General features: G+C 63.1%; 8 protein-coding genes. All 8 read left to right on the top strand.

Annotated elements, in window-relative coordinates; genetic code table 11:
- The first annotated feature begins 283 nt into the window (after window positions 1-283).
- The 8 genes from tssB (at window position 284) to vgrG (ending at window position 11,922) form a co-directional block, all read left to right on the top strand.
- On the top strand, window positions 284-775 hold the full coding sequence (gene tssB, locus CCOS865_RS21490) for a type VI secretion system contractile sheath small subunit (RefSeq protein ID WP_119144583.1): 492 nt from the start codon (window positions 284-286) through the stop codon (window positions 773-775).
- A gap of 47 nt (window positions 776-822) precedes the next feature.
- The gene (gene tssC / locus CCOS865_RS21485) at window positions 823-2,361 is read left to right on the top strand and encodes a type VI secretion system contractile sheath large subunit (RefSeq protein WP_119144581.1); all 1,539 of its coding nucleotides are present in this window, start codon (window positions 823-825) and stop codon (window positions 2,359-2,361) included.
- Window positions 2,362-2,384: 23 nt separating this feature from the next.
- A complete protein-coding gene (gene tssK / locus CCOS865_RS21480; RefSeq protein WP_119144579.1) occupies window positions 2,385-3,740 on the top strand; it encodes a type VI secretion system baseplate subunit TssK in 1,356 nt (451 codons plus the stop codon).
- Window positions 3,737-4,417 carry a type VI secretion system protein TssL, short form gene (tssL, locus tag CCOS865_RS21475; RefSeq protein ID WP_119144577.1) on the top strand — a complete coding sequence of 227 codons (681 nt, stop codon included), beginning with the start codon at window positions 3,737-3,739 and terminating at the stop codon, window positions 4,415-4,417. The genes tssK and tssL overlap by 4 nt, the downstream gene beginning before the upstream one ends.
- A 7-nt stretch (window positions 4,418-4,424) precedes the next feature.
- Entirely contained in the window at window positions 4,425-6,155 is a 1,731-nt protein-coding gene (locus CCOS865_RS21470; protein ID WP_119144575.1) for an OmpA family protein, read from the top strand.
- Between the two features lie 13 nt (window positions 6,156-6,168).
- Entirely contained in the window at window positions 6,169-6,660 is a 492-nt protein-coding gene (locus tag CCOS865_RS21465) for an Hcp family type VI secretion system effector (RefSeq protein ID WP_119144573.1), read from the top strand.
- Between the two features lie 100 nt (window positions 6,661-6,760).
- Window positions 6,761-9,412 carry a type VI secretion system ATPase TssH gene (gene tssH / locus CCOS865_RS21460; protein ID WP_119144571.1) on the top strand — a complete coding sequence of 884 codons (2,652 nt, stop codon included), beginning with the start codon at window positions 6,761-6,763 and terminating at the stop codon, window positions 9,410-9,412.
- A gap of 2 nt (window positions 9,413-9,414) precedes the next feature.
- Window positions 9,415-11,922, top strand: coding sequence for a type VI secretion system tip protein VgrG (gene vgrG, locus CCOS865_RS21455; RefSeq protein WP_119144569.1), 2,508 nt, complete (start codon window positions 9,415-9,417; stop codon window positions 11,920-11,922).
- Window positions 11,923-11,950 lie beyond the last annotated feature (28 nt).

Genomic DNA, 11,950 nt, shown 5'->3' with positions numbered 1-11,950 from the left:
AGATGACAGGCAGATGACTGATGGCCCTTTGCCTTGATCGTCTGTGTAACTGCTCAATTCCCTACATGGGCTGTAACACGCGATGCTCGAAGTTTGCGCAAATACTCAGCTTTCGGCGCCAGATCTAAACGCTGCCTGTAGGAATTAATACCGGCAATTGTAGGACCCGTCTTGATAGTTTTTAGGGGGTGGTATAACCCGCTGCCATCAGCCATGGTGGCGTGGTAACCCGTTTTACGGACGATCAAACATCACTTCTCGGCACTGTATGCAGGAGAGCGTCATGGCATCAAATAGTTTCCAGAATGAAGTCCCCAAAGCCCGGGTCAACATCAAACTCGATTTGCACACCGGCGGCGCGCAGCGCAAGGTCGAACTGCCGCTCAAACTGATGTTGATGGGCGATTACAGCAATGGCAGGGAACAAGCCGCGCTGTCCGCTAGGCACAAAGTCAATATCAACAAGAACAACTTCGATAGCGTGCTGGCGGAGTTTGCTCCCGCGCTCAAGCTTGCCGTAGAGAATACCTTGGCCGACGACGGCAGTGAAGCCGCCGTCGCGCTCGAGTTCAAGAGCATGAAAGATTTCGAGCCCGAACAGGTAGCCAGGCAGTTGCCGCAATTACGCGCGCTGTTGGCCATGCGCAACCTGCTGCGCGAACTCAAGGCCAATCTGCTGGATAACGCAACATTCCGCGCAGAGCTCGAACGCATCCTCAAAGACCAGGTACTGAGTGACACGCTGCGCGATGAATTGACCGCGCTGACTTCGTAGGGCGAACGCTAGAGCCCCGTCGCCACACTTTACAGGAAGTTTCGAACATGTCCGAAGAGCAATCTCCCGTGCAATCGCGCGACGCTACCGTATTGTCTGAAAATGGCCAGGGCGTTTATCACGCACTGTTCAACAAGATCAATCTCAAACCGCTGGATGCAATGGGGGATATCGAGGCCTTCCAGAGTATCGACATGCTCTCCGAGGCAACGGCCGATGAGCGGGTCACCGCGTCGGTCAGTGTCTTCCTCAATCTGCTGAAACGGGCGACCCCGACCATCGAGCGCCTCGACAGGGCGTTGCTCGACGAGCACATCGCCTCACTCGACGCGCAGATCAGCCGCCAGCTCGATGCGGTGATGCACCACGGTGATTTCCAGCGGGTGGAAGCCACCTGGCGGGGTGTGAAATCGCTCATCGACCAGACCGATTTTCGCCAGAACGTGCGCATCGAACTGCTCGATATCAGCAAGGAACACCTGGTGCAAGACTTCGAGGATGCGCCAGAGATCGCCCAGAGTGGCCTGTACCTGCACACTTACACCCAGGAATACGACACCCCCGGGGGCGAGCCCATTGCCGCTGCCGTGTCCAACTACGAGTTCAACCGCAGCCCGCAAGACATTGCCCTGCTGCGCAACGTCTCGAAGGTGGCGGCGGCGGCGCATATGCCATTCCTGGGGGCGGTAGGGCCGGCCTTCTTTGGCAAGGACAGCATGGAGGAAGTGGCGGCCATCAAGGACATCGGCAATTACCTCGACCGCGCCGAATACATCAAGTGGCACAGTTTTGCGGCCAGTGATGATGCGCGCTATGTGGGGCTGGCCATGCCACGGGCGCTGGGCAGGCTGCCGTATGGGCCTGATACGCACCCCGTGCGCAGTTTCAACTACGAAGAACGCGTCAAAGGCCCCGATCACAGCAAGTACCTGTGGGTCAGCGCGACCTTTGCCTTCGCCGCCAATATGGTCAAGAGCTTTATCGCCAACGGCTGGTGCGTGCAGATTCGCGGTCCGCAATCCGGCGGTGCCGTCACCGACCTGCCCATTCACCTGTACGACCTGGGCACGGGCAGCCAGGTGAAGATCCCTTCCGAAGTGATGATTCCGGAGACCCGCGAGTTCGAGTTTTCCAACCTCGGGTTCATGCCGCTTTCCTATTACAAGAACCGTGACTACGCGTGCTTCTTCTCGGCCAACTCGGTCCACAAACCGGCGATCTATGACACCGCCGATGCGACCGCCAACAGCCGTATCAACGCCCGGCTGCCGTATGTCTTCCTGCTGTCGCGCATTGCCCACTACCTGAAGTTGATCCAGCGGGAAAACATCGGCACGACCAAGGACCGTCGCTTGTTGGAGTTGGAGCTGAACACCTGGGTCGGTGGCCTGGTGACTGAAATGACCGACCCGGGCGATGACCTGCAGGCCTCGCATCCATTACGTGAAGCGAAAGTGCTGGTCGAGGACATCGACGACAACCCCGGGTTCTTCCGCGTGAAGCTGTTTGCCGTGCCGCACTTCCAGGTTGAGGGCATGGACATCAACTTGTCGTTGGTGTCGCAAATGCCCAAGGCGAAATCCTAATCGCGTCAGCAGGAGCCACTACCGTGAACATTGACCGTCCCTTGTGGGCTTCGGGGGTTTTGCTGTCCCCGCAGCAATTTCAGCAGCAAGTGTGCCTGGAGTCCTGGGCCAACCACACGGTTGCAGGCCTGGCCCTGGTGCACCCCTGGGGCGTACAGGCGCTGGCATTCGACCGGGATGCCTTGGCCCTGGGCAAGCTCAAGCCCACTCGGTTGCGCGTGTGCATGCCCGATGGCGTGCTGATCGACAGCGACCGGATAGATCCGCTGCCCGCCGCGCTGGAGTTGTCGCGCCTGCTGTCCGAGGACCGCCAGAGCGCGACGGTGGTGCTGGCGTTGCCGTTGCAGCAGGCCAACGGCAACAACTGCCTGTTCGAAGGCGGCCGGGCCGATCGGCCCACGCGCTACCGCCAGGTTTGGCGCGACGTTCAGGACGTCTACGCCGATGAAGTGCAGTCGATCAGTGTGCTCGAGCATGCGTTGAGCCTGCGCCTGGCCGATGACGACAATGCTGAATACCTGACCTGCCCGGTGACACGCCTGGTGCGTGACGGCAGGGGCAACTGGTGCCTGGATGGTGCCTACGTCCCGCCGCTGCTGCGGTTCGATGCGCATGCGGGTTTGCTGGGGCAGCTCGACAACCTGTTCACCCAACTGTCCGCCAAGCGCGAGCGGTTGATGGGCATGCGCCGTGAAAGCAACCAGCGTATGGCAGACTTTGCCGTGGCGGACGTCACGCTGTTCTGGCTGCTGAATGCCTTGAACACCTACCAGCCGGTGCTGGCAGACCTCAAGGCGCATCCCGGTCGACACCCCGAGCAGGTGTATCAGACCTTGATCAAGCTGGCCGGCAGCCTGATGACGTTCTCGCTGGAGCAGGATGTGGTCGGCATCCCCGCTTATCAGCATGCCAACCTGGAGGCAGTGCTTGCGCCACTGATGGGCACCATTTCGACCCTGCTGGAGGCGAGCCTGCCGTCCCGGGTCGTCGCATTGAAATTGTTGCAGCGCGGCGCCAACCGTTGGCAAGTCACCTTGGCCGATGCGCGTTTGCGCGAGCCCGACGGTGCTGATTTCTACCTGTCCGTGCGGTGCCGGCTGCCGGCCGTTCAGGTGCAGCGCCAGTTTCCCGATCTGTGCAAGGTGGGTACGCCGGACGAGGTCGATCAGTTGGTCAACGCTGCACTCGACGGCGTGCCGCTGAAGGCGCTCAGCCATGTGCCCGCGGCGATTCCGTTGCGGCTCGAAAACCAGTACTTCAGCCTTGACCTGACCCATGAAAAAGCCCGGGAGATGCTGGCCGAAGGCGTCTGCGCATTCTATGTGCCCAGCACCTTCCCAGAGCTCCAGCTCGAGCTGTTTGCGGTACTGCGCGCATGAGCCGTCCAGCACAGAAAGCGCCCGCCAGCAGCGTGGATATCGATGCACTGCTCATGGACACCTACCTCCTGGTGGTTGAGCTGCGTGCCTGCGAAGCGGTGCAGATCGGCCCGGAGCTGTGGCAGCGGTGCGCGGCGCAGATCCAGCAGGTGCGTGAGGCATTGGACGCGGCGGGCATGGATCAACGCAGCATTGACGGCATCAGCCAGGCGCAATGCGCGTTGCTCGACGAAACCATCCTCGGTTGCGCTCAGGATGAGGTTCACACCAAGTGGACGGAGCAGACCTTGCAGGCCAGGTTTTTCAATCACCATCAGGCCGGTGAATCCCTCTACGAGGACATGCGCACTCTGTTGCGCGAGCCCGCTGCGAATCCGCAGGTGCTGACCGTGTTTCAGCGCGTGCTGATGATGGGCTTCCTGGGGCGCTATCGCGACATCAATGACCCTGAGCGGCAGCAGTTGCTGGCCACGCTGACCGCACAAGTCGGCCCGCTTGACCTCACTCAGTCGGTGATCACGCAACCCGTGACTGGCCTGCGTCACCGCGTGCTGAGTCGCCTGCAGCGACCGTTGCTGCATGGGGTAGCTGCGGCGCTGCTGCTTGTCGGCACCTGGTGGGGGCTGGATGAGGGCCTCGGCCGGACCCTCGCCACGCTTGTCGGCACTCCAGGGTGAGGGGGCTATGACACACACGCAGATTCAGGGCCTGTGGTTATGGGCCGGTGTGGTTGCGGTGGCGCTGCTGTCGGTCCTCCCGCTGGCCACCGGCTGGCGGGCGATCGCTATTGCAACGGTGCTGGCAGCTGTCGCAGTGAACTGGCGGCGGGCCAGGCGACACCCCATCAGCCCATCGCAAACGCGCCTGGCGCAGGCGGGCTCGCTGCCCTCAGCGCGCTATCGCGAGCCTGTGCTGCTGGTCTGCGGTGATGGCATGGACGACCTGTTCGAGATCTCAGCCGCTGAATCGCCCGCGCTGCGGTTGAGCGAGCAGGGGTGCTACTTACGCGTGCCCGCCGACCAATCGCTGAGCGAAATGGTCGCGGACGTCCTTGCGCTAAGGCCGCAATGGCACGGGCAGCTTGGCATCCTGTTCGTCGTAGCACCGGGCCTGCATACCGATGAGGCTGCCTTGGCAGACCGGCTGGGCCGGCTCAGCGATCAGCTGGCACGTGTGCGCAACGGTGGGGTCGACCTGCCGCTGCTGCTGGTCAGCTACCTGGAGGCCAGCCAACAGGCAGGCACCTGGTTCAGCTGGGAGGCGGGGCAAGCGCGGGCGCTGGTGCGTGAGGCCGGCATGTGCTCCAGCCTCGGCACCTGGCAACGGGAGGCCGCCAGTACCCAGATCCAGGCGGCCCGGCTACAGCTAGGCGTGCGGGTGAACGGCGTTGCGCAGTGGTTCGCCGACTCGGTCATCCCCCACCTGGTCACGCAGAACCGCGACTTGCCGGGCAGGCCGCCAACGGCCTTTGCCGTCGCACTCACATCCGCTGTTGCGGAGCAGGTGCCCAATAACCTGTGGCAGCGGTGGTTGCGTTCACGCTGTGCACTGATCACACCTGAGACCAAGGCGACGGTGCGCACTGAGCAATTGCCATTGCCTGATCCCCTGTTGCACCTGCTGTACGCAGGCTCGCCGCGCCCCCGGCAATACCGGGTCCAGGTGCTTGGCGGGTGGCTGTTGGCAGTCGCGGGTACGGTGGCCCTGCTGAGTTCCGCCTGGCAGAACACCTTGCTCGCCCGTCAGGTCAGCGATGACCTGCGGCGCTATTGGTCGATCCCGGTGAGCACGGATCAGGACGATCGTGCGCGGCGCAGTGCGGCGCTGGCCGTGCTTGGCGAAGCTGCCGCGCGGCTCGATCACTACTACCGCCAAGGAGAACCCTGGTCGCTTGGCTTTGGCTTGTATCAAGGCGAAAAGCTGCGTGCACCGGTGTTGGCGACCCTCGCCGGACATCGCCAGCCGGCCATGGCGCACGTGCCCCCCGGCGCTGCGCTGCCCGTACGGCTGGACAGCCTGTCGCTGTTCAGCAGCGGCAGCGCCCAGCTCAAACCCGAGGCGACCAAGGTGCTGATCGAGGCACTGGTCGGCATCAAGGCCCAGCCGGGCTGGCTGATCGTCATTGCCGGCCACACCGACGCGACCGGCACGGCCGAGCACAACCTGCGCCTGTCCAAGGCGCGCGCGACTGCGGTGCATGAATGGCTGCGGCGCATGGGTGATATCCCCGACAGCTGCTTCGCGGTGCAGGGGCTGGGTGCCAACCAACCCCTTGCCAGCAATGACACCGAACACGGCCGCACGGCCAATCGTCGCGTCGAGATTCGTCTGGTGCCGGAACCGGGGGCCTGTGTGTCCTCGACCTCGGCAGCAGACGCGCAACCCCTGTCGCATTTTGCGGCGTTCAACTTTTGACAAGGAGCTTCACATGGCTATTCCGGTTTACCTGTGGCTACAAGATGACGGCGGCGCAGAGCTCAAGGGTTCGGTCGACGTGCTAGGCCGTGAGGGCACCATCGAGGTGGTAGCCCAGGATCACAGCCTGTACATCCCCACCGACAACAATACCGGCAAGCTGACCGGCACGCGGATCCACACACCGTTCCTGTTCAGCAAGGAAATCGATGCCTCCAGCCCCTACCTGTACAAGGCGGTGACCACCGGGCAGACGCTCAAGACCGCCGAGTTCAAGTGGTACCGCATCGATGATGCAGGCCAGGAAGTCGAGTACTTCAACACCACCCTGGAGAACGTCAAGGTGGTCAAAGTCGCGCCGAAGATGCACGACATCAAAGACCCGTCCAAAGAACGCCACAACCACCTGGAGGAGGTGGAGCTGCGCTACGAGAAGATCACCTGGACCTTCAAGGACGGCAACATCATCCATTCCGACGCCTGGAACGAACGCCCTAGCGCTTGATGCAGCGCCCGGCAGTCGGCTTGCCGTCTGCCGGGGTGCTTGCCTGCAACGCTCGCGATCTCGACGACACCTTGCCCCATCGACAACAAGGACGCCCTCCATGGCACACGATCCCACCCGCTTGCTGCGTCGCCTCAATCCGCACTGCGCCCAGGCCCTGACTGCGGCGGCGTCATTGTGCCACCGCCGCGGCCATGCCCAGATCACCCTCGAGCACTGGCTGCTGAAACTGCTCGAGCAGGGGCAGGGCGACCTGAGCATTATCGGCGAGCGCCATGGGTGGGACATGGAGGCCCTCTGGCAAGGCCTGCTCGAGCACCTCGACAGCCTGCCGCGCAGTGTCAGGAGCAAGCCACAGCTAAGCGGCGGCTTGCAGCAACTGATCACCGAGGCATGGCTGCACGCGTCACTGGATGACAACAGCGAGTACCTGCGCTCCCTTGACCTGCTGGGTGCATTGCTGGACAACCCAAGCCTGCTCACCTGCACGGCGGCGTGGCCATTGTTGAGCGTCAGCGCGACCCAACTGCAGCAGATCAAAGGGCTGCTTGAGCTGCGCTCGGACGAACGCGCGGCAGTCCAGCCTCACCTCGCCGTGGGCTTGCCGGCAGAGGCTGAAAGCGTCAATGGCGAGCCTGCCTGCGCTCCTGACGATGGCTTACACGAAAGCCTGGAGCGGTTTACCCAGGACATTACCGGCAAAGCCGCGGCTGGGCAGATCGACCCGGTGTTTGGCCGTGACGACGAAATCCGCCAGGTGATCGACATTCTCGGTCGACGGCGCAAGAACAACCCGATTCTGGTCGGCGATCCCGGGGTCGGCAAGACCGCCCTGGTCGAAGGCCTGGCCCTGCGCATCGCCCAAGGCGCCGTCCCGGACAACCTCAAGCCGGTGACGGTACGTACCCTCGACCTTGGGCTGTTGCAGGCCGGGGCCGGGGTCAAAGGGGAATTCGAACAACGGCTCAAGAGCGTCATCGATGCCGTACAGCAATCGGCAACACCGGTGCTGCTGTTCATCGATGAAGCGCATACGCTGATCGGCGCTGGCAACAATCCCGGCGGCGGCGATGCAGCCAACCTGCTCAAGCCAGCGCTGGCCCGTGGTGAGCTGAGAACCATCGCCGCCACCACCTGGAGCGAGTACAAACAGTATTTCGAGCGTGACGCCGCCTTGGAACGGCGCTTCCAGATCGTCAAGGTCGACGAGCCGGACGATGTCAACGCCTGCGTCATGCTGCGCGGGCTCAAGGGCCGCTACGCCAGTCATCATGGTGTGCACATTGAAGACGCCGCGGTGCAGGCGGCGGTCAGCCTGTCTCGGCGTTACCTGACGGGCCGACAACTGCCAGACAAAGCCGTCGACCTGCTCGACACGGCAAGCGCCAGAGTGCGCATGGGCCTGGACTGTGAGCCGCAGGCCCTGGTCCTGCTCAAGTCGCAGCAAGCCGCGTTGGCGGTCGAGCGTCAGGCCTTGCTCGACGATGCCCGCCTTGCGGGCGTCAGCAGCGACGCGCGCATGGCGGCGATCATTGCGCAGCTGACGGCGTTGGATAGCCAGAGGCGCGTACTCGAGGCGCACTATCGGCACGAGCTGCAACTGACCCGCCAACTGCTCGATGCACGTCAGGCGCTGCCCAGCGAGGCAGCACGCTGCATGCAGCTACAGGCGCAACTGCGCAGCGTCCAGGCTGATCAGCCGCTGCTCTCACTTGACGTGACCGCGCGCAGCGTCGCTGAAGTGATTGCCGACTGGACTGGCGTGCCGCTCGGCAGCCTGCTCAAGGACGAACACCTGTGCCTGCTCGACCTCGAGCGTCAATTGGCACAACGGGTGATCGGCCAGGCGCCCGCGCTTGAAGCGTTGGCCCAGCGCCTTCGGGCCGCCAGGGTCGGTTTGACCGACGACAAGGCGCCGCTCGGGGTGTTTCTGCTGGTAGGCAGCAGTGGCGTCGGCAAGACCGAAACGGCCCTGGCGTTGGCCGACAGCCTGTTCGGTGGCGAAAAATCACTGATCACCCTGAACCTCTCCGAATACCAGGAAGCGCACACCGTCAGCCAGCTCAAAGGCTCGCCGCCGGGCTATGTCGGCTATGGTCGCGGTGGCGTGCTGACCGAAGCCGTCCGCCAGCGCCCCTACAGCGTGGTGCTGCTGGACGAGGTAGAAAAAGCCCACCGCGATGTGCTCAACCTGTTCTACCAGGTCTTCGACCGCGGCTTCATGCGCGATGGCGAAGGGCGCGAGATCGATTTTCGCAACACGGTCATCCTGATGACCTCCAACCTCGGTGGCGAGCTGCTGCAGGACCGCCCGGCGCAGGAGCCGGACAGCGTGTTGCAAGCGCTGCTGCGCCCCGTGCTGCGCGAGCACTTCCAGCCGGCCTTGCTGGCGCGCTTCCAGACCCTGATCTATCGGCCCCTGGGCGCAGAAGCCTTGAGCCGCATCGTCGCGATCAAGCTCGCCCAGGTGGTCACCCGCCTGCAGCGCCATTACAGCCTCGAGTGCCACATCGCTGAAGGCCTCCAGGAGGCCATCGCCGCTGCCTGCCTGCTCCCCGACTGCGGTGCACGCAACATCGACAGCCTGCTCAATCAGCAGATCCTGCCCGTGCTCAGCCAGCAACTGCTGCAGCGCCAGGCCAGCGGGCAGCCGGCGCAGTGCGTGACGCTTGGATACAGCGAAGAACACGGCGTCACGTTGGACTTCAGCGAACGACAGGGCGCCTCGCAGGCTTTACAGGGGGAGGCTTGATCATGTCGACAGGCCTCGGTTGTTTCTTTGATCACAGCCAGCACCAGCTCAAGGTACGCGGTCTCGCTGCGTCGCTCGATGTGTTGACCTTCAATGGCCAGGAGGGGCTGAGCCAACCCTTCAAGTACACCGTCGAGTTCACCTCCATCGCCCAAGACATCGCGGTCGAACAGATGCTCGGCCGGGACGCCAGTTTCACCCTCCACGCGCCCCCGCAGAAGCTGCCCATGCTGGGCTTCAGCCTGCCGCCGGTGAAGCCGCTGCGCGCACTGCACGGCGTGATCACCGGCTTGAAGCGCCTGTCCGGCTCGCGCGACGAAGCGCGCTACGAGATTGTCATCGAAGCGCACCTGGCCTTGCTCGGCCGGGGCAGGCAGTACCGCATCTACCAGCACCAATCGGTGCCGGAGATCGTCGAGAGCGTGTTGCGCAGCCGTCATCAGTTCGAAGGGCAGCACTTGCTCTTCCAGCTGGTGCGTGAATACCCCCGGCGCGAGCAGGTCATGCAGTACGGCGAGAGTGACCTGGCGTTCATCACCCGGTTGCTGGCAGAAGTTGGCATCTGGTACCGCTTCACCACGGACGAGCGCTTGCACATCGCCGTGGTCGAGTTTCACGACGACCAGCGCCACTACGAATTCAATGTCCGCCTGGCCTACCGCGAGCAATCGGGCCTGAGCAGCAGTGGCCAGGATGCCGTCTGGGACCTGCAGACCAGCCACCAGGTGGTGGACCAGCACATCAATGTGCGGGCCTATCACCACCGCGATGCCCGCGCCTACCTGGACGGTGAAGTCGACCAGAGCAGGGGGGCGACCACCACCTATGGCGAGGGCTATCACTACGCCGAGCCCTACACCGCGCTTGGGGACGCCCTGGACCAGGACGAGGACCTGCTCAGCGAGAGTGGGTACTTCTATGCGCGCTTGCACCACGAACGGTTCCTCAACGACCAGACTCGCCTCGGCGGGGTCAGCAGTAGCGCAGCCATATCGCCAGGCCAGGTGCTGAAGATCTCCGATGGCCCGCCGCAGGCCTTCGCTCCTGGAGCGGTAATCACCGTCCTGACGCTTGAAGCGGCACGTGATCGCAGCCTTGTGACCCGCTTCGAGGCCATTCCCTACTCGGAGACGGTGTGTTTTCGTCCGCCGCTGGGGGCCAAGCCACAAATGGCCGGCACCGTGCCGGCGCGGGTGACCAGTAACCGAGCGAACGATCCATACGGGCACATCGACCTGGAAGGCCGCTACCGGGTCAGCTTCCTGTTCGACCGCGATACCTGGAAGGCCGGTGAAGAGAGTGTCTGGCTGCGGTTGGCCCGGCCGTATGCCGGCGACACGCACGGCCTGCATTTGCCGCTGATCTGCGGCACCGAGGTGGCGGTGGCGTTCGAGCATGGCGATCCGGATCGGCCGTACATCGCGCACGCCTTGCACGACAGCCAGCACCCCGATCACGTCACCTTGCGCAACTACAAGCGCAACGTCTTGCGTACCCCGGCCAATAACAAGCTGCGCATGGACGATACCCGTGGGCAGGAGCACATCAAGCTCAGTACCGAGCATGGGGGCAAGAGCCAGCTGAATCTTGGCCATTTGGTCGATGAGGAGAGGAAGCAGCGGGGCGAAGGCGTCGAGCTACGTACGGACGGTTGGGGCGTTGTCCGGGCAGGTAAGGGCATCTTGATCAGCGCCGATCAACAGCCCAAGGCTCAAGGCGCCGTGCTGGCCATGGAGCCGGCCTGCACGCAACTCCAGGCGGCGGCTGCACAAATGGCGGACTGGCAGCAGTATGCCTTGGCACACAACAGCCGCAAGCCTTCTCTCGAAGGCCTGCAGCGTTACCACATCGCGGCCAAGGATCTGCACGGCCCAGCGATGCTGCTGAACGCGCCGCAAGGGATCGGCGCAGTTACATCCGCCAGCCTGCTGCTGCGAAGTGGCAGCGCTTGTTACCTGCAGAGTGGCGAAGAAATCAATCTGGCTGCTGGCCAGCGGCTGTCAGCCAATGCCGAGCAAAGCATTTCGTTGCTGGCGAGGCAGGAGGGGATGCGCCTGGTGTCGTTGGCCGAGCACTTGAGCGGTTGTGTGGAGGCTGGCAACGGTGGCTGTCTCGGGTTGCTGCGTTACTACGATCCGCGCCTGTTCCCGCTGTTGTTCAGTCATGTGCTGAGTCATGAGCAACAGCAGAACTGGCTGGGTCCGACGGTGTTCTGGAGCTGGCTTGATCGCGATGGCATCGCCCAGCATTTGGCAGGCACGGCTGAACTGCCTGGTCAGTTGGGGCCATTTTGCCCAGTAGAACTCAGTGACGATCAGTTGGACACCCTGTGCTGTGCCAGTGATGCCACCTTGGCGATAGAGCAATTGGCAGAAGCGTTCCCATCTGATTGGGGTGCAGAACGGCGATTTCAGGCGTGCTACAGCGCCATGCTCGACGCTAGCAAGGCCGGGTTGTTTCTTGATGCCCAGCGCACTGCCTACCTCCAGAGTCGACTGCCCGATGCGTAATTCGTCTGCTCGGCAAGTACAGGGAGGC

This window comes from Pseudomonas reidholzensis, from assembly GCF_900536025.1.
Taxonomy (GTDB): Bacteria; Pseudomonadota; Gammaproteobacteria; order Pseudomonadales; family Pseudomonadaceae; genus Aquipseudomonas; species Aquipseudomonas reidholzensis.
This window is presented reverse-complemented; position numbering and strand designations above follow the sequence as displayed.